At 69.2% G+C, this 17094-nt stretch carries 17 protein-coding genes; 12 read left to right on the top strand and 5 right to left on the bottom strand.

What is annotated here, in order from left to right:
- Window positions 1-14 precede the first annotated feature (14 nt).
- From sfsA to BLR51_RS03190, 7 genes are all read left to right on the top strand, one after another.
- Entirely contained in the window at window positions 15-722 is a 708-nt protein-coding gene (gene sfsA / locus BLR51_RS03220; RefSeq protein ID WP_089843765.1) for a DNA/RNA nuclease SfsA, read from the top strand.
- Window positions 723-983: 261 nt separating this feature from the next.
- Window positions 984-1796: a type I methionyl aminopeptidase gene (map, locus tag BLR51_RS03215; protein WP_089843762.1), complete on the top strand. Its 813-nt coding sequence runs from the start codon at window positions 984-986 to the stop codon at window positions 1794-1796.
- 63 nt (window positions 1797-1859) lie between these two features.
- Complete coding sequence (locus tag BLR51_RS03210; protein WP_089843759.1) at window positions 1860-2645, top strand: uracil-DNA glycosylase; 786 nt, start codon at window positions 1860-1862, stop codon at window positions 2643-2645.
- Window positions 2642-3193, top strand: a complete 552-nt coding sequence (locus BLR51_RS03205; protein ID WP_089843756.1) for a hypothetical protein — start codon at window positions 2642-2644, stop codon at window positions 3191-3193. The genes BLR51_RS03210 and BLR51_RS03205 overlap by 4 nt, the downstream gene beginning before the upstream one ends.
- Window positions 3194-3217: 24 nt before the next feature.
- Window positions 3218-3760: a molybdenum cofactor biosynthesis protein B gene (moaB, locus tag BLR51_RS03200; RefSeq protein WP_089843753.1), complete on the top strand. Its 543-nt coding sequence runs from the start codon at window positions 3218-3220 to the stop codon at window positions 3758-3760.
- 103 nt (window positions 3761-3863) lie between these two features.
- Entirely contained in the window at window positions 3864-5357 is a 1494-nt protein-coding gene (locus BLR51_RS03195) for an efflux RND transporter periplasmic adaptor subunit (RefSeq protein ID WP_089843748.1), read from the top strand.
- A gap of 4 nt (window positions 5358-5361) precedes the next feature.
- On the top strand, window positions 5362-8754 hold the full coding sequence (locus BLR51_RS03190) for an efflux RND transporter permease subunit (protein WP_089843744.1): 3393 nt from the start codon (window positions 5362-5364) through the stop codon (window positions 8752-8754).
- Here the strand turns inward: BLR51_RS03190 and BLR51_RS03185 are convergent.
- Window positions 8736-9521, bottom strand: coding sequence for a protein-disulfide reductase DsbD domain-containing protein (locus BLR51_RS03185; RefSeq protein WP_242656625.1), 786 nt, complete (start codon window positions 9519-9521; stop codon window positions 8736-8738). The genes BLR51_RS03190 and BLR51_RS03185 overlap by 19 nt on opposite strands.
- 149 nt (window positions 9522-9670) lie before the next feature.
- Here BLR51_RS03185 and BLR51_RS03180 point away from each other — a divergent pair, with 149 nt between their 5' ends.
- Window positions 9671-10255: a YqgE/AlgH family protein gene (locus tag BLR51_RS03180; RefSeq protein ID WP_089843738.1), complete on the top strand. Its 585-nt coding sequence runs from the start codon at window positions 9671-9673 to the stop codon at window positions 10253-10255.
- Window positions 10256-10270: 15 nt separating this feature from the next.
- Here the strand turns inward: BLR51_RS03180 and BLR51_RS03175 are convergent, their stop codons facing one another.
- Window positions 10271-11221, bottom strand: a complete 951-nt coding sequence (locus tag BLR51_RS03175) for an L-threonylcarbamoyladenylate synthase (RefSeq protein WP_089843735.1) — start codon at window positions 11219-11221, stop codon at window positions 10271-10273.
- Window positions 11222-11347: 126 nt separating this feature from the next.
- On the opposite strand from BLR51_RS03175, the gene BLR51_RS03170 reads away from it, so the two are divergent.
- Genes BLR51_RS03170 through BLR51_RS03155 form a run of 4 tightly spaced genes read left to right on the top strand, consistent with a single transcriptional unit; the run spans window position 11348 to window position 15001 of the window.
- Window positions 11348-13048: an acyl-CoA dehydrogenase gene (locus tag BLR51_RS03170; RefSeq protein ID WP_089843732.1), complete on the top strand. Its 1701-nt coding sequence runs from the start codon at window positions 11348-11350 to the stop codon at window positions 13046-13048.
- Entirely contained in the window at window positions 13048-14157 is a 1110-nt protein-coding gene (locus BLR51_RS03165) for an MBL fold metallo-hydrolase (protein WP_089843728.1), read from the top strand. Before BLR51_RS03170 ends, BLR51_RS03165 begins: the two co-directional genes overlap by 1 nt.
- A gap of 24 nt (window positions 14158-14181) precedes the next feature.
- A complete protein-coding gene (locus BLR51_RS03160; protein ID WP_089843725.1) occupies window positions 14182-14316 on the top strand; it encodes an aa3-type cytochrome c oxidase subunit IV in 135 nt (44 codons plus the stop codon).
- A 49-nt stretch (window positions 14317-14365) separates the two neighbouring features.
- Window positions 14366-15001, top strand: a complete 636-nt coding sequence (locus BLR51_RS03155) for a hypothetical protein (protein ID WP_207543539.1) — start codon at window positions 14366-14368, stop codon at window positions 14999-15001.
- Here the strand turns inward: BLR51_RS03155 and BLR51_RS03150 are convergent.
- The 3 genes from BLR51_RS03150 to BLR51_RS03140 all read right to left on the bottom strand — a co-directional run bounded on the left by BLR51_RS03150 (window position 14986) and on the right by BLR51_RS03140 (window position 17089).
- Complete coding sequence (locus BLR51_RS03150) at window positions 14986-15312, bottom strand: branched-chain amino acid transport AzlD family protein (RefSeq protein ID WP_089843722.1); 327 nt, start codon at window positions 15310-15312, stop codon at window positions 14986-14988. The two genes, BLR51_RS03155 and BLR51_RS03150, sit on opposite strands and share 16 nt — an antisense overlap.
- Window positions 15309-16010, bottom strand: coding sequence for an AzlC family ABC transporter permease (locus BLR51_RS03145; protein ID WP_089843719.1), 702 nt, complete (start codon window positions 16008-16010; stop codon window positions 15309-15311). Before BLR51_RS03145 ends, BLR51_RS03150 begins: the two co-directional genes overlap by 4 nt.
- Window positions 16011-16078: 68 nt before the next feature.
- The gene (locus tag BLR51_RS03140) at window positions 16079-17089 is read right to left on the bottom strand and encodes a hypothetical protein (protein WP_089843716.1); all 1011 of its coding nucleotides are present in this window, start codon (window positions 17087-17089) and stop codon (window positions 16079-16081) included.
- Between the last annotated feature and the right edge of the window lie 5 nt (window positions 17090-17094).

Raw genomic sequence — 17094 nt, 5'->3', positions numbered from 1 at the left:
ATAGGGCCGCCGCCATGCGCTTTCAAACCCCTCTCATGCCCGCCACGCTGATCCGCCGCTACAAGCGGTTCCTCGCGGATGCGCGGCTCGAGGATGGCACAGAGATCACCGCCCATGTCGCCAATCCCGGCAGCATGCTGGGGCTGGCCGATCCGGGCACCCGCATCTGGCTGGAACGCAATGACGACCCCAAGCGCAAGCTGCGCTACGCGTGGCGGCTGGTGGAGCATGAGACCGGCGCGTTCACCGGCGTCGACACCGCCGTGCCCAACCGCCTGCTGCGCCCGGCGCTGGCGGCGGGACAGGTCGCGGGGCTCGAAGGCTATGCCACGCTGCGCCCCGAAGTCCGCTATGGCGAAAAAAGCCGCGTCGATTTCCTGCTGACCGGGGGCGCCCGCCCCGACGCCTGGGTGGAGGTGAAATCCGTCACCCTGTCGCGCCAGCCCGGGCTTGCCGAATTTCCCGACAGCGTCACCGCGCGCGGCGCGCGCCACCTTGCCGATCTCGCCGCCATGGCGCAGGCGGGCCAGCGCGCCGTGATGCTGTACCTCGTGCAGCGCAGCGATGCCCGCGCCGTGACGCTCGCTGCCGATCTCGATCCCGGCTATGCCCGCGCTTTCGCCTCGGCGACCGCCGCCGGGGTCGAGGTGCTGGCGTTTGGCTGCAGGCTCGATCCCGAAGGCATCCGGATCGCCGCGCCCTTGCCCTTCCACGCGCCCTGATTTCCAGCGGCCCCAAATATCCCGGGGGAGTCCCCGCAGGGGACGGGGGCAGAGCCCCCTCTGCCGTCAGGTTCCGCTTCCGGCGGATCGGCCAGAGCCCGCGCGGCCTCTCTGGCGGCGCAGGCCGCACCGCCCGTCCGTCGCGGCTGCCGCCCGCGACAGCAAAGCCGGGGCGGGGGCTTGCCTTTCCCGCCCTCGCTCTGGCATTGCCCGCGCAGACGTATTACATCATTTTGTGACAGAGCTACGGAGCGGTCCGTCTTGAGACATGACACCACCGGCCGTCTCAACCGGGACGGCATTCGCATTCACGATCCTTCGGATTTCGCCGGCATGCACCGTGCGGGCGCGTTGGCCGCGCGCATCCTCGACGATGTCGCGGCACAGGTCTGGCCCGGCCAGACCACCGGCGCCGTGGATGATTTCATCCGCAACGCGGTGGAGGCGGCGGGCGCCACCTCGGCCACGATCGGCTACCGGGGCTATCAGCACGCCAGCTGCATCTCCATCAATCATGTGGTCTGCCACGGCATCCCGGGCGAGAAGAAGCTCAAGGATGGCGACATCCTCAACATCGACGTGACGGTGATCGTGGATGGCTGGTATGGCGACAGCTCGCGCATGTATGTGGCGGGCAAGCTCGCGCGCAAGGCGGAGCGGCTGATCGAGGTCACCCATGACGCGCTGATGCTGGGCATCGAGGCGGTGAAGCCCGGCAACACTTTCGGCGATATCGGCCATGCCATCCAGACCTATGTGGAGGCGCAGCGCATGTCGGTGGTGCGGGATTTCTGCGGCCACGGGCTGGGTCAGGTGTTCCACGCCGCGCCCAACGTGCTGCATTACGGGCGCCCCGGCACCGGACCCAAGCTCGAAGAGGGCATGTTCTTCACCATCGAACCCATGGTGAATCTTGGCCGCCCCGAAACCAAGGTGCTGGCCGATGACTGGACGGCGGTGACCCGCGACAAGTCGCTCTCGGCGCAGTTCGAGCATTCGGTGGGCGTGACCGCGGACGGGGTCGAGATCTTCACCCTGTCGCCCGCAGGCCGCTTTCATCCCACTTGGTCCTGATCCGGCGCGGGATCGGCGCGCGGGGCATTTCCGCCCCCCGCGCAATCGCCTAGGGTGTCCGGCATGGAATCGGGTATGGACTGGCATGCCGCCTATGCGGCACTGGCCTGGCAGGTAGAGCTGGGCGCGGATGAGGCTATCGGCGAGGCGCCGGTGGACCGTTTCGCCCATGAGGCGGCGGAGCGTGCCGCGCGGGCCGCACCTGCACCCCCGCCTGCCGCCGCCGCCCTGTCCGCCCGGCCCGTGATGGCCGAGGCCGATCCCGTTGCCGAAGCGACCGCCGCCGCCCGCGCCGCCACCACGCTGGAGGAGTTGCGCGCCGCCCTTGACGCCTATCCGCATTGCGATCTGAAGCGCGGCGCGCGCAATCTGGTCTTTGCCGATGGCACGCCGCAGGCCCGGGTGATGATCGTCGGCGAAGCGCCGGGCCGCGAGGAGGACCAGCAGGGCCTGCCTTTCGTGGGGCGGGCCGGGCAGCTTCTGGACCGGATGCTGGGCGCCATCGGGCTGTCGCGCGCGCAGTCGGTCTATATCACCAACGTCCTGCCATGGCGCCCCCCGCAGAACCGCGACCCCAGCGCCGAGGAAATTGCCATGATGCGGCCTTTCGTGTCGCGCCATATCGCGCTGGTCGATCCCGACCTGCTGGTGGTGATGGGCAACATCTCCTGCGACGCGCTGCTGGGGCGGCGCGGCATCAGCCGCCTGCGCGGCCACTGGACCGAGGCCGAGGGACGGCCCACCCTGCCGATGTTCCATCCGGCCTATCTGCTGCGCCAGCCGCAGATGAAGCGGCAGACATGGGCGGACCTTCTGGAATTGCAGATGAAACTTCGGGTGCTGAAATGAGGGCGATCGCTCTTTTGCTGCTGACGACGCTTCCCGCCGCCGGGCAGGGTTTTGATCCCGATTTTGACCGGGTCTTCGCCGACCACGCCGCAGAGGTGCAGAGCCCGGCCCCCGGCATCGAGGTGCTGGAGCTTCCGGGGCCGGTCGTGCTGACCCGGCAGGGCGGTTACGTGACCGCGCAGGATCAAAGCGCCTGGGGTCCGGCGGGCTGCGCGCTGAAACGGCTGGCGCTGATCACCGCCGCCGTGCAGCTTTGCCCCATGGTGCTGGCCGCCGAAGAACGCGACCGGCTCGCGGCACAGCTCTTGCGGGCGGCGCAGTTTGCCGCCGACAACACCGTGCCGCCGCTGGATGCCGCTGCCCGAGACGCCGCGCTGGAGGCGCTGCTGGTCCGTGGCCGTGCCGCTCAGGAAGGGCTGTGCCCCGGCGATGGCGCGGATCCCGGCTGGGTCGGGTTTGCGGGTTATCTGGCCAGCGAGCCCGCGATGCGCCGCTTTGCCCGCATCTTTGACCAGCCGCGCCTGCCCGTCGCCACCGATTGTCCCTGATCCCCGTTCCGGAAAGGCCGCACCATGAGCCGCATCGACGACAGCCGAGAGTTTATCCCCGTGCGCATCGCCGTGCTGACCGTCTCTGACACGCGGGGCCTTGGCGATGACCGCTCCGGCGACACGCTGGTGGAGCGGCTGACCACCGCAGGGCACCATCTGGCTGCCCGCGCCATCGTGCAGGACGACCGCGCAGACATCGCCGCACAGCTGCGGGCATGGATCGCCGATCCCGAGATCGACGTGATCCTCTCCACCGGCGGCACCGGCCTGACCGGGCGCGACGTGACGGTGGAGGCGCATCGCGACGTCTACGAGAAGGAAATCGAGGCGTTCGGCACCGTGTTCACCCATGTTTCCATGGCCAAGATCGGCACCTCTGCGGTGCAGTCGCGCGCCACGGGGGGCGTGGCGGGGGGCACCTATCTGTTTGCGCTGCCCGGCAGCCCCGGCGCCTGCCGCGATGCGTGGGACGAGATTCTGCTCTGGCAGCTGGATTACCGCCACCGCCCCTGCAACTTTGTCGAAATTTTTCCGCGTCTGGACGAACACAAGCGACGGAAGTGACCGATCGCCGCGTATCACCTGCGTGACTTGGAAAACTGGCGGGGCAGGGCGTAAACTGCTTCCGGCACGGGACAGCATGTTCCCAAGGTTCAGGTAGGCAGGCATGCGCTTTTTCCGACGGAGTCTTGCGGGGCTCTTCTTGCTTTCGATGACGCTGGGCCTGCTGGTCTGGGCGGGGGTTCTGGTCCGGGATGCGGTGCAGACCCGGCTTGCCGATGCGCCGCGTATGCCGCAGGCGCGCGAACGGGTCTTTGCGGTCAATGTGGTGCCGGTGCGTCTGGACAGCGTGATCCCGGTGATGACCGCCTTTGGCGAGGTGCAGAGCCGCCGCACGCTGGAACTGCGCAGCGCCGTGGGCGGCACGCTGACCGAGCTTGCACCGGAATTTGTCGAAGGCGGACGGGTGACGGCGCGCGCGCTTCTGGCCCGGATCGACCCGGCGGACATGATGGCGGAACGGGCGCGGGCGCAGAGTGCGCTGGCCGATGCCGAGGCCGAAGCGCGCGAGGCGACCCGGGCCGTGACGCTGGAAGCCGACGCGCTGGCAGCCGCCGAAGAACAGGCGGCGCTGCGGCAGCGCGCGTTCCAGCGGCAGGCCGATCTGGCCTCGCGCGGGGTGGGCACCGCGGCACTCGCCGAAGAGGCGGAACTGGCCGCGTCCTCGGCGCGGCAGGCGGTGGTGACCCGGCGGCAGGCGCAGGCTCAGGCCGAAGCGCGGGTGGATCAGGCGGCGACCGCGCTGGACCGCGCCCGCATCGCGCTGGCCGATGCCGAACGCCGTCTGGCCGAAACCGAGATCCGGGCCGGATTCACCGCGCAGCTGCAGGATGTGGCGGTGGTGGCGGGGCGGCTGGTCTCGGCCAATGAACAGCTGGCCACGCTGATCGATCCCGACGCGCTGGAGGTGGCCTTCCGCGTGTCGACACAGGACTATGCCCGGCTGCTGGATGCCGAGGGGCAGCTGCGGCCCGCGCCGGTGGTGGTGACGCTGGATCTGTTCGGCACGCCCATGGCCACGACCGGCACGCTGACCCGCGAAGGGGCGGCGGTGGGCGAAGGCCAAACTGGGCGGCTGCTGTTCGCGACGCTGGACGCGCCGCGCGGCTTCAAGCCCGGCGATTTTGTCACGGTGGAACTGGAAGAACCGGCGCTGGAGCAGGTGGCGCGGCTGCCCGCCACGGCGCTGGCGGCCAGTGGCGACGTGCTGGTGATCGGCGCCGATGACCGGCTGGAGGCGCTGCCGGTGGATCTGGTGCGCCGTCAGGGCGATGACATTCTGGTGCGGGCCGAGGCGCTGGCGGGCCGTCAGGTGGTGGCCGAACGCACGCCGCTGCTGGGGGCGGGCATCAAGGTGCGGGTGCTGGGCGCCGATCAGGCGCAGGAGGCGCCGCGTGGCGCGCCGCCCGCGCTGCCTGCGCTGCCCGCCGTGGCCGATCTGCTGGAACTGACCGCCGAACGGCGCGCAAGGCTGGTGGCCTATGTCGAGGGCAACAGCCGCCTGCCCGAAGAGGCGCGGCAGCGCATGCTGGCGCAACTGTCGCAGGACCGCGTGCCCGCGCAGGTGGTCGAACGGCTTGAACAGCGGATGGGGGGCTGAGCCCATGCGCCAGATCCCCGGACAGGCCAGCGGCATCCTGAGCTATTTCGCCCGCCACCGCACCGTCGCCAACCTGCTGCTGGTCATTCTGGTGGCGGCGGGGCTGCTGGCGGTGCCCAACATGCGCGCGCAGTATTTCCCCGACGTGATCGAGGACGAGATCGAGGTCTCCGTCAGCTGGGAGGGGGCGGGGGCCGAGGATGTGGACAGCGGCATCGTGCAGCTGCTGGAGCCGGTGCTGCTGGCGGTAGATGGCGTGGTCAGCACGCGCAGCGTGTCGCGCGAAGGCTCCGCCCGGGTGTCGCTGGAATTCGAGCCCAATCACGACATGGCCCGCGCGCTGGACGACGTGACCACGGCGGTTGATTCGGTCGACAACCTGCCCGAAGAGGCGGAGGATCCGCGCATCGCCGCCGATGCGTGGCGGGACGGGGTGACCGATGTGGTCATCACCGGGCCCGTCGGGGTCGACCAGCTTGGCCGGTTTGCCGATGAATTCGTGGCCCGGCTTTTCGCCGAGGGCGTGACCCGCACCACGCTGCGCGGGCTCGCCGCGCCGCAGATCATCGTGGAGGTGCCGACCGCCAGTCTGATCGCCCATGACGTGACCATGGAGGAAATCGCTTCCGCCATCGGGGACGAGGTGAACGCGAACCCGGCGGGGGATGTGACCGGCGCCAATGCCCGCGTCCGCACCGGAGTTGAAAAGCGCGAGGCGCGCGACATCGCCGCCGTGGTGCTGCGGTCGCTGCCTGATGGCAGCAAGCTGACCGTGGGCGATGTGGCGCTGCTGCGCGAAGAGGGCATCGACCGGGCGCGCACCTATTTCGTCGGCGACAACCCGGCCATTTCCGTGCGCGTGGACCGTACTGCCGAGGGCGACGCCATCGCCATCCAGCGCAGCGTCGAGGAGGTGGCGCAGGAATTTCAGGCGGTGCTGCCCGAAGGCACCTCCATCGACCTGATCCGCACCCGCGCCGATGCCATCTCCAACCGGCTGAACCTGCTGCTGGACAATGGCCTCACCGGACTGGCGCTGGTGGTGGTGCTGCTGTTCCTGTTCCTGAACGCGCGCACCGCGCTTTGGGTGGCGGCGGGCATTCCCACCTCGATGCTGGCGGCGCTGGCGCTGATGTATGTGTCGGGGCTGACGCTGAACATGATCTCGCTTTTTGCGCTGATCATCACGCTGGGGATCGTGGTGGATGACGCCATCGTGGTGGGCGAACATGCCGACCATCTGGCCAAACGCGGCCTGTCGCCGGTGGAGGCGGCAGAGACCGCCGCGCGCCGCATGGCGCTGCCGGTGTTTTCCGCCACGCTGACCACGGTGATCGCGTTTTTTGGCCTGACCGCCATTGGCGGGCGCTTTGGCGAGATGATTCAGGACATTCCCTTCACCGTCATCGTGGTTCTGCTGGCAAGCCTTGTGGAATGTTTCCTGATCCTGCCCAACCACATGTCGCATGCGATTGCCGGGGCGAACCGGAAGCACTGGTATGACGCGCCGTCGCGGCTGGTGAATCGCGGCTTTGTCTGGCTGCGCGAAACGCTGTTCCGCCCGTTCATGGCGGGGGTGGTGGCGGCGCGCTATGTGGTGCTGGCGGGGGTGGTGCTGCTGCTGGCCGCGCAGGCGGCGCAGCTGATCCGGGGCGATGTGGTCTGGCGGTTCTTCGATTCCCCCGAACAGCCCTCGGTCACCGGCAATTTCGCCATGGCGCCGGGGGCGGAACGCGCCGACACGCTGGAACAGATGCGCCTGATGCAGCAGGCGGCGGCGGATCTGGGCCGCGAATATGAGGCCGAGTATGGCCGCAACCCCATCGATTACATGATCGCGGAAATCGGCGGCAATGCGGGCATCGCGCTGGCCGGGGCCGACACCAAGGATGCCGACCAGTTGGGGTCTGTCTCCATCGAACTGATCGCCCCGGACGAACGCCCCTATTCCAGCGCGCAGTTCGTCACCGACCTGCAGGAGCGGGTGGAGGCGCATCCGCTGTCGGAAACCATCAGCTTCCGGGGCTGGCGCGCCGGGCCCGGCGGCGATGACATCGACGTGGAGTTTTACGGTGCCGATGCCGACACGCTGAAGGCCGCGTCAGAGGATCTGAAGACCGCGCTGCTGCGCTTTCCCGAAGTGTCGGCGGTGGAGGACAACCTTGCCTATGACAAGGACGAGCTGGTGCTGGAACTGACCCCGCAGGGGCAGGCGCTGGGATTCACCACGGGCGCGCTGGGGCAGGTGTTGCGGCAGAGGCTGGGCGGGATCGAGGCGGCGACCTTCCCCGTGGGGCCGCGCAGCGCCGAGATCCGGGTGGAACTGCCCGAGTCCGAACTGACCGCCGATTTTCTGGACCGCACCCGGCTGCGCACGCCCGAGGGCCAGTATGTGCAGCTGTCGGACATCGTGCGCGTCGAACAGCGCAGCGGCTTTTCCACGGTGCGGCGCGAGGACGGTCTGCGGCTGGTCTCGGTCTCGGGGGAGCTGTCGGGGGATGATGCCGAACGCGCCGCCGAGGTCATGCAGGCGCTGACCGACGAGATCCTGCCAGAGATCGCGGCGACGCGGCAGGTCGCCTATCACATGGCGGGCATGTCCGAGCAGGAGCGTGCCTTTCTCAGCGATGCGACCACCGGGCTGATCCTTGTGCTGCTGGGGATCTACCTGACGCTGGCTTGGGTGTTTGCCAGCTGGACGCGGCCCCTGGTGGTGATGTCGGTGATCCCCTTCGGGCTGGTGGGGGCGATCTGGGGCCATGCGCTATGGGAGGTGCCGCTGTCGATGTTCACCGTGGTGGGACTGCTGGGGATGACCGGGATCATCATCAACGATTCCATCGTGCTGGTGACGCAGATAGACGAATACGCGCCCGACCGCGGCATCTTTCAGGCGATTGTCGATGGCGCGGCGGACCGGCTGCGGCCGGTCTTCCTGACCACGGCGACCACGGTGCTGGGGCTGGCGCCGCTGCTTTACGAGCGCAGTTCGGACGCGCAGTTCCTGAAGCCCACGGTCATCACGCTGGTTTACGGGCTGGGCTTCGGCATGGTGCTGGTGCTTCTGGTCGTGCCCGCGCTGATCGCGGTGCAGCATGACATCGGGCGGCGGATCGCGGCGCTGCGCCGGGGTCTGCGGTTCCGCCTGTCACGGGTGCGGCTGGCGCTGCTTGGCCTGACCGGGCTGGTGCTGGTCTGGCTGGGGGCCACGATGGGCCATGTGGCCGTGGCGGGCGCGCTGCCTGCGGCGCTGCTGCTGCCGGGGATCGCGGCGCTGCCGCCGCTGGTGGCGGGGTTTGTCACCTTCATCGGCGGCGTGGCGGGGGGGCTGCTGGTGGTCTGGCTGGGGCTGCTGTTCTGGGGAACGCGCCGCGCGCCTCAGCGGTCGCAGCCCTGAATGTCCACCGCGTGATTGCGGCCCAGCACGGTGATGCGCAGCCGCGACCGGTCCAGCACGAAGGGCCGTCCTTCCACATGCTTGAGCTTGGCTTCGGTGACCAGCGTGCCGCCATGGCGTTCGGTGCGCGGCGGACCGGCCCAGATCGTCGGCGCGCCGCTTTCCACGACCGTATCTTCGGGGTCGCCCGCCGGGGGCATGTCGATCTCGGCGCGCAGCATCAGGCCCTTCTTGACCGGCGTCACGCTGCAGCGCACCGCGCTGACCTGCGCCTCGTCGGCGGAAAACGGCGCCGAGGCCAGCGCCGCCGCGATCACCGGATCGGCGCGGGTCAGGGCGGCGGGCAGCACGGCGGACAGATCCATCTGCGCGGGCAGGCAGATATCCTTGCAGACGCCAAGCTGCACCTGCATCTTCAGCATCGCATCACCCCCGTCCTGCGCATGGATGCGCAGCGGCAGCACCAGTTCGCGGGCATAACCCACCGACCGCATCCCGGACTGGTGAAACACATGCGGCGTGGGCCAAAGCACGCTGACCGCCTGCAGGTTATGCGACCCGCTCCAGTCGAACAGCGGCGGGATGCCCGCATCGCCCGGCGCGCGCCAGTAGGTTTTCCAGCCCGGCGCCAGCCGCAGGTGCAGCGCCGCCATATGGTCGCCATCGGGCAGGCGCCAGCCGGGGCGCAGTTCGGCCATGAACGGCGTTTCCGCCGAGGCAGGGGAGCCCAGCACAACGGCTGCGGCACAGGCAAGGGCGGTCATCATGGCGCGGATCATCCCTTGCAGATGCCGTCTGCCGCGCGGCTTGCCAAGTCACATTGCAGCGATAGGTCAGGGAGTGCGGGGGGCAGGGCGCTTGCGCCACAGGTCGCAGAAGGCCACAGTCGCAGAAACACCTCCGCCGGAAAGAGCAGATGCAGGAAAGCCAAACCGCCTCGGGCGCCACCGATCTGACAGGGTCCATGCTGATCGCCATGCCGGGCATGGGGGATCCGCGATTCGAACACGCGGTGATCTACATGTGCGCGCATTCCGATGACGGCGCGATGGGGCTGATCGTCAACAAACCCTCTGCCGACGTGTCGCTGGGCGCGCTGCTGCAGCAGCTGGAGATCGAGGGCAGCAGCGGGCTGGACCGCAAGTCGGTCTATTTCGGCGGCCCGGTCGAGATGGGGCGCGGCTTTGTGCTGCATGGCGCCGATTACCGGTCGGATCTGACAACGCTGCAGGTGGATGACGCCTTCTGCATGACCGGCACGCTGGACGTGCTGGAACATATCGCGCGCGGTGACGGCCCGTCGCAATGGCTGGCCATGCTGGGCTATGCAGGCTGGGGGCCGGGGCAGCTGGAGCAGGAACTGGCGCAGAACGCGTGGCTGGTCTGCGCGCCCGATCCGGCGCTGGTCTTTGCCACGCCCGACGAACAGAAATGGGGCGCGGCGCTGAAACGGTTGGGCATCCCGGCGCTGGCGCTGTCTGCCGAAGGGGGCCGGGCCTGACCCTGTGACCCGAGCCTAGCCGCGCGGCGCGGCGGCGCGGCTCAGCCGGTCGTTGATCGCGATGCCCGCGCCCAGATGCGGAATCGGCGCCACCGCGATCACGCCCGTGCCAAGCGCATCCAGTTGGTGCAGGTGCGCGAACAGATTGGCCGCCGCCTCGTCCAGATCGCCGCGCTCCGACAGGTTCAGATCGCAGTCCATGGCACCAAACCCAAGCCGCGCCTCGCCCTCGCGCCAGTCGGCGGCGTTAAGCCGGATGCGCGCCTCGGGGGCGTAATGCGAGGCGATCTGCCCGGGGGCAGAGATGGTTTCGGTGTCCTTGCGTTCCAGAAGCGGGCGGCCCAGCACCTGCGCCAGCGCCTCGGCGGTGATGCCGCCGGGGCGCAGCAGCGTGGGATGGCCCGCAAGGCCAAGGATGGTGCTTTCCAGCCCCACCGCGCAGGGTCCGCCATCCAGCACCGCCGCGATGCACCCGTCGAGCCCGGCCAGCACATGCTCGGCGCGGGTGGGGCTGATGCGCCCCGACCGGTTGGCCGATGGCGCGGCCACCGGCACCCCCGCCGCCTGCAGCAGCGCGCGGGCCAGCGGCGCGGCGGGCAGGCGCAGCGCCAGCGTGGGCAGGCCCGCCGTCACCCGCGAGGACAGGCCCGCATCCTCGCGCAGCGGCAGCACCATGGTCAGCGGGCCGGGCCAGAAGGCCTGCGCCAAAGCCTCGGCCTCGGGGGACCAGTGGACCAGCGCCTGTGCGGCGGCGATGTCGGGCACATGCACGATCAGCGGGTTGAAATCCGGACGGCCCTTGGCGGCGTAGATCCCCGCCACCGCCGCATCGTTGCGCGCATCGGCACCCAGCCCGTAGACGGTTTCGGTGGGAAAGGCGACCAGACCGCCCCGCTGCAGCAGATCCGCCGCGCGGGAGATGCCAGCGGCATCGGGGCCAAGGCGCAGGGTGGGGGTGTCTTGCATGGGGTGTCCGTGACGCGGCGTTCCGGTTGGACCGGGCGGGACAAAAGGCCTAGGGTCGCGCCCGGAGGAGTGGCCCTTTCGTAGCCGAGGGGCCGGGATTTGCCAACCGGGATCGGAGATTGTTTGATGGCTTACCGCGCACCTGTGCCCGAAATCGCATTCCTGCTGGAGCATGTGGTGGGGTATGACGCGGTGGCCGCCACCGACCGCTTCGCCGAGGCCACGCCCGACATGGTGCATGCGGTGCTCGCCGAAGCGGGCAAGCTTTGTGACGGGGTGATGGCGCCGCTGAACCGGGCGGGCGATCTGCGCGGCGCGGTGCTGGAAAATGGCGTGGTGCGGACCTCTCCGGGGTTTGCCGAAGGCTATCGTGCCATTGCCGAAGGCGGCTGGGTGGCCGTGGCCGCCCCGCCCGAGCATGGCGGCATGGGCCTGCCCATGGCCGTGGCCACCGCCATCAATGACATGATGTCCGGCGCCTGTCTGGCGCTGCAGCTGAATCCGCTGCTGACGCAGGGCCAGATCGACGCGCTGGATCACCATGCCAGCGACGACCTGAAGGCGCTGTATCTGCCGAAGCTGATTTCCGGCGCGTGGTCGGGGACGATGAACCTGACCGAACCGCAGGCCGGGTCGGATGTGGGCGCGCTGTCCACCCGGGCCGAGCCGCGCGGCGACGGCACCTATGCGATCACCGGGCAGAAGATCTACATCTCGTGGGGGGATGCGGATTTTGTCGAGAATGTCTGCCATCTGGTGCTGGCGCGGCTGCCCGACGGGGCACCGGGCACCAAGGGCATCAGCCTGTTTCTGGTGCCGAAATACCTGCCCGATGCGGCGGGAAATCCCGGCATTGCCAATGACCTGAAGGTGCTGAGCCTTGAGCACAAGATGGGCCTGCATGGCAGCCCCACCTGCGTCATGAGCTTCGAAGGCGCGACGGGCTGGCTGGTGGGGGCGCCGCATGACGGCATGCGCGCCATGTTCACCATGATGAACAACGCCCGGCTGGGGGTCGGGGTCGAAGGCATCGGCGTGGCCGAGGCCGCCTATCAGCACGCGCTGGCCTATGCGCAGGAGCGCAGGCAGGGCAGGACCACCGAGGGGACCATCATCGGCCATGCCGATGTGCGCCGGATGCTGGCGCGGATGCGGGCCGAGATTCATGCGGCGCGCTCCATCGCGCTGGCCTGCGGCGTGGCGCTGGACATGGCGCGGGCCACCGGGGCGGCGGACTGGGCGGCGCGCGCGGCGTTTCTGACCCCCATCGCCAAGGCCTTTGGCACCGAAACCGGCTCTGCCGTGGCCGAGACCGGGGTGCAGGTCTTTGGCGGCATGGGCTTCATCGAGGAAAGCGGCGCCGCGCAGTTCTACCGCGACGTGCGGGTGACGGCGATCTACGAGGGCACCAACGGCATTCAGGCGATGGATCTGGTGGGCCGCAAGCTGATGGATCACGGCGAGGCGGCGGGCCGCCTGCTGGACGAGATCGAGGCCTGCGCCGAAGACGCCCGGGCCAGCCTGCCCGATCTGGCCGAGGCGGTGTGGCAGGCGGCGGAAACCCTGCGCGAGACCACCGACACGCTGCTGCGCCTGCCGGTCGCGGACCGTTACGGCGTGGCGGTGCCCTATCTGCGCGCCACGGCGCGGGTGCTGGGCGCGCATTACCATCTGCGCGCGGCACTTGCCGATCCCGAGGGCGCGCATGGGCGGCTGGCCCGGTTCTACATCACGCGGATGCTGCCCGAACATGGCGCCCTGCTGGCCGAGGTGCGGGCAGGCGACGCCCCGCTGATGGCGCTCAGCGTCGCGGATCTGGCGGTCTGATGGCGGAGGGGCTGCGATACCCGTTCGACACGCCGCCCGTGCCCGGTGCGGCGCGGGAAGTGGCCGAAGGCGTGCTGTGGATGCGTCTGCCGCTGCCGATGAAGCTCGACCATGTGAACGTCTACGCGCTGGATGACGGCGACGGCTGGACGCTGGTCGACACCGGCATGAACAGCAAGCTGGCGCGTGGCCTCTGGGACCGGCTGCTGGCCGGGCCGCTGGCGGGCAGGCCGGTGCGGCGGGTCGTGGTCACCCATCACCACCCCGACCATGTCGGCCTTGCGGGCTGGTTCCAGCAGCAGGGCGCCGAGCTTGTGACCACGCGCACCGCGTGGCTGTTCGCGCGGATGCTGCAGCTTGACGCGCAGGAGACGCCGCCGCCCGAACAGATCGCCTTCTGGCAGCGCTGCGGCATGGCGCCCGAAATTCTCGCCCGGCGCAGCGGCGAGCGGCCCTTCAACTTTGCCGACTGCGTGTATCCGCTGCCGCTTGGCTTCACCCGGATCGCCGAAGGTGACGTGCTGCGCGCAGGCGGGCGCGACTGGGACATCCGCATCGGCCATGGCCACGCGCCGGAACATGCCACGCTGTGGTCACGCGACGATGCGCTGGTGCTGGCCGGGGATCAGGTGCTGTCCACCATCAGTTCCAACCTTGGCGTCTACGCCACCGAACCGCAGGCCGATCCGGTGGGCGACTGGCTGACCTCCTGCGAACGGCTGCTGCCCCATGCCCGGGCCGACCATCTGGTGCTGGGCGGGCACAAGCTGCCCTTCACCGGCCTGCCGTTCCGGCTGCGCCAGCTGATCGACAACCACCATTCGGCGCTGGACCGGCTGGAGGCGCATCTGGATCAGCCCCAGGCTGCGGGCGACTGTTTTGCGCCGCTGTTCAAGCGCCGGATCGGCGATGCGGAATACGGGCTGGCGCTGGTGGAAGCGATGGCGCATTGCCAGCACCTGCATCTGACGGGCCGTGCCACCCGCCAGCCCGGCCCCGGGGGCGCGTGGCTGTGGCAGGCGTCGCGGGCCTGCGACAGTCTGCGCCCGGATGCGGCATCTGAAGGCGTGACACCGTCTGCAAAATCCGCTAACTCCCGGGCAGGATAAACGCCCGAATGATGGACGCAACACATGGCAGAGCACAAGCACGGCAGCATGGACATTTCCGCTCAGGAAAAGACCTTTGAGGGATTCGTCAAATTCAGCATGCGCACGGTCATCGTGGTGATCGGCATTCTTCTGTTCCTTGCGGTGTTCAACACCTGATGCCGCTGCGGGCGGTGGCCTACACCGCCCGAAGACCCGGAGACTGTCGATGAAGCGTTGCGTCCTGCTGCTGGCCGCCTTGTCCGTGGCTGCGGTGGCAGGTTGCGCCACGCCCGCCATGCGGCAGCCCGATTCCTCCCCGCAAGAGGCCGCCGCGGCCCGCTATGCCCATCCCGGCCCGAGCGCGATCACGCTTTATACGATGATCAACAACCGCTCCGGTGCGGGGGCGCATTCCAGCATGATGATTTCCGCGCCGTCGCAGCGCGTGATCTTTGACCCTGCCGGATCGGTGCGGGCCAAGGGTGTGCCGGAAATTCAGGACGTGCTTTACGGCATCACCCCCGCCGTCGCCGATTTCTACGAACGGGCCCATGCGCGCGAAAGCTTCCGCGTGCGCATCCAGCGCATCGACGTGCCGCCGCAGGTGGCCGAACGCGCCATCGCTCTGGCACAGTCGCATGGCGCGGTGGGGCAGGCGCAGTGCACGCAGGCCACATCCGGGGTGCTGCGGCAGCTGCCGGGCTTCGGCGCGCTGCGCCAGACATGGTTCCCGAACACTCTGGCCGATCAGATGGCGACCCTGCCCGGCGTGACCGAGCGCGTGCTGCGCGAGGATGACGCCGATGACAAGACGCTGGCCGTCGCGCAGTTCGAAACCGGCGCCGCTCAGCCCAGACCGTAGATCGACGCCGCCAGCGTGACCGCGCCGGTCAGGATGGCAAGGATCACGTTCTTGGTCACATAGCCCACGCCCAGCGTCACCGCTGCCGCCAGAAGCCGCGCGGGATCGGTCTGCCCGTCGGTGGCATTGGGCCAGATCACCAGCGGCGTGACGATGGCGGGCATGACGGCCACGGCGGTATAGCGCAGATGCCGGCTAAGCCATGCGGGCAGGGGGCGGTCACCCACCAGCCCCAGAAACACGAAGCGCAGGCCGAAGCTGCCCAGCCCCAGCCCGATGATGACGACCCACAGATCCAGACGGTCGATCATGCGCCCATCCTCCGTTCGGTTTCCGCACCCGCCATCATGCCGCAGAGCGCCGCCAGCAGCACGCCAAGGTTATAGGGGATGAAGGCCAGCAGCAGCGCGCCAAGCGTGGCCACCAGTGCCGCCACCACATGCGCGCCGCTGCGCAGCGCCGGGGCGATCATCGCCAGAAAGGCGATGGGCAGCGCAAAATCCAGCCCGTATTCCGGCGGGATGCTTTCCCCCACCAGCGCGCCCAGCAGGCTGAACGCATACCAAGGCGGGCAGATCGGCGTCATCACCCCCATGAAGAAGGCGAATTTCTGCGACAGCGTCATCTCTGGCCGCCGTTCGAAGGCGATCGAGGCGGTGGCATAGGTCTGGTCCACCAGAAAATAGGCGGCAATGGCGCGTTTCCACAGCGGCAGCCCGCCCAGATGCGGGGTGATCGAGGCGGAATACATCGCCATCCGCAGGTTTACCGCCAGGGCCGAGGCCAGCACCACAAGGGTGGGGGCCTGATCCTGCAGCAGCTGCAGCGCGGTGAACTGCGCGGCACCCGCGATGACCACGACCGAAAAGGACAGGGTTTCGAACAGGTTCAGCCCGGCTTCGGCGGCAAGCACCCCGAACAGCAGGCCAAAGGGCCCGATCACCAGAAAGAACGGCGCGCCCGCGCGCAGCCCCTGCCAGTAAAAGGACGAAAGCGAGGGGGCGGGCATCAGCGGTTCTCCGGTCGGGTCCGGTCAGACCTACTCAAGCCGCAGGAGGGATGCAACGCCGGGCGGGCTCAGTCGAAGGTGCCCGCCACCCGGCCCAGCAGCATGAACGCGCGCGAGGACCGCGTATTGGCCAGATCCTGCAGTTCGGCATCGCTGGCATTGGGTTCAAACCGCGCCACGCCCCGGTCGAAGAGCCGCAGGAAATGGTGGGCCGCGTCGCGAAAGATCGGATCCTGCTTCATCCGGCCTGCGGTCAGCGCCAGCGAGGACCGGTCGCGCACGCCGCCCAAGGCCGCGATGGCGCGCCCGCGCGTGCCCTTGGCAAAGGCGCGCCAGATCTCGGGGCGGGCCATGTCGGGGCGCAGGTCGTCCATATAGATGCCGTCCTGACTGAGCAGGGTCAGCACGTCCTGCGCCGCCTGAATAAGCTGCGCCGCCTGCCGGTCCTTCAGCGCGCGGCGCAGGGCGGAAAAGCCGTCGCGGTCTTCGGCGTTTTCGGGGAAGTTCAGGGCGCGGATGTAATCGGCATTGGCCACGGGCGGGCGCAGCGCCTCGGCGGGGGTGCCCAGCGACAGGGTGGGCTGGTCCTCGGCCAGAGTGACGGTCACCGGCGGGTTGGACCCCTGCGCCAGCGCCGCCTCTGCCGCGCGGGAAGAGGCGAGCATGGCCAGCGTGGTTTCCGCCTTGCGCTGCGCGCCTGCGATTTCGTCAAGCTTGCGCGACAGCGCGGACAGGCCCGGATCGCCGCGTCCGCCCTGCGCCTGCGCGATATAGGCGTTGCGGATCGCGTCGATGGCGGCCTGCAGGCGGGCGCTTTCCTCGCGCAGCGTGCGGCTGGCACGGGCGGTCAGCGCCGCCACCCAGATCAGCGCCACGGGAAAGCACACCACCATGCCGCTGAGCAGCAGGCTCTGCCCGTCCAGTCCGGCGGCGCCGGTCATCAGGACAAATCCCCCCGACAGCAGCAGCCAGAGCAAGGTCAGGCCCCCGGCCACCACTTCGATCCCGGTGATGCCCGGCGATCTGTCCGGGGCAAGCGGGCCGAACGCGGTCGGGCGGCTGTCATTGCTCTCGGCCATCGGGG

It is taken from the genome of Salipiger marinus (assembly GCF_900100085.1).
Taxonomy (GTDB): Bacteria; Pseudomonadota; Alphaproteobacteria; order Rhodobacterales; family Rhodobacteraceae; genus Salipiger; species Salipiger marinus.
The sequence above is the reverse complement of the archived record's forward strand: the minus strand, read 5'-3'. Positions and strand labels throughout refer to the sequence as shown.

Bases quoted from the DNA above. Each gene is read 5' to 3' on its own strand.
- sfsA (WP_089843765.1), top strand. From the start codon at position 15: ATGCGCTTTCAAACCCCTCTCATGCCCGCCACGCTGATCCGCCGCTAC.
- BLR51_RS03210 (WP_089843759.1), top strand. From the start codon at position 1,860: ATGGAATCGGGTATGGACTGGCATGCCGCCTATGCGGCACTGGCCTGG.
- BLR51_RS03205 (WP_089843756.1), top strand. From the start codon at position 2,642: ATGAGGGCGATCGCTCTTTTGCTGCTGACGACGCTTCCCGCCGCCGGG.
- moaB (WP_089843753.1), top strand. From the start codon at position 3,218: ATGAGCCGCATCGACGACAGCCGAGAGTTTATCCCCGTGCGCATCGCC.
- BLR51_RS03195 (WP_089843748.1), top strand. From the start codon at position 3,864: ATGCGCTTTTTCCGACGGAGTCTTGCGGGGCTCTTCTTGCTTTCGATG.
- BLR51_RS03190 (WP_089843744.1), top strand. From the start codon at position 5,362: ATGCGCCAGATCCCCGGACAGGCCAGCGGCATCCTGAGCTATTTCGCC.
- BLR51_RS03185 (WP_242656625.1), bottom strand. From the start codon at position 9,521: ATGATGACCGCCCTTGCCTGTGCCGCAGCCGTTGTGCTGGGCTCCCCT.
- BLR51_RS03180 (WP_089843738.1), top strand. From the start codon at position 9,671: ATGCAGGAAAGCCAAACCGCCTCGGGCGCCACCGATCTGACAGGGTCC.
- BLR51_RS03175 (WP_089843735.1), bottom strand. From the start codon at position 11,221: ATGCAAGACACCCCCACCCTGCGCCTTGGCCCCGATGCCGCTGGCATC.
- BLR51_RS03170 (WP_089843732.1), top strand. From the start codon at position 11,348: ATGGCTTACCGCGCACCTGTGCCCGAAATCGCATTCCTGCTGGAGCAT.
- BLR51_RS03165 (WP_089843728.1), top strand. From the start codon at position 13,048: ATGGCGGAGGGGCTGCGATACCCGTTCGACACGCCGCCCGTGCCCGGT.
- BLR51_RS03160 (WP_089843725.1), top strand. From the start codon at position 14,182: ATGGCAGAGCACAAGCACGGCAGCATGGACATTTCCGCTCAGGAAAAG.
- BLR51_RS03155 (WP_207543539.1), top strand. From the start codon at position 14,366: ATGAAGCGTTGCGTCCTGCTGCTGGCCGCCTTGTCCGTGGCTGCGGTG.
- BLR51_RS03150 (WP_089843722.1), bottom strand. From the start codon at position 15,312: ATGATCGACCGTCTGGATCTGTGGGTCGTCATCATCGGGCTGGGGCTG.
- BLR51_RS03145 (WP_089843719.1), bottom strand. From the start codon at position 16,010: ATGCCCGCCCCCTCGCTTTCGTCCTTTTACTGGCAGGGGCTGCGCGCG.
- BLR51_RS03140 (WP_089843716.1), bottom strand. From the start codon at position 17,089: ATGGCCGAGAGCAATGACAGCCGCCCGACCGCGTTCGGCCCGCTTGCC.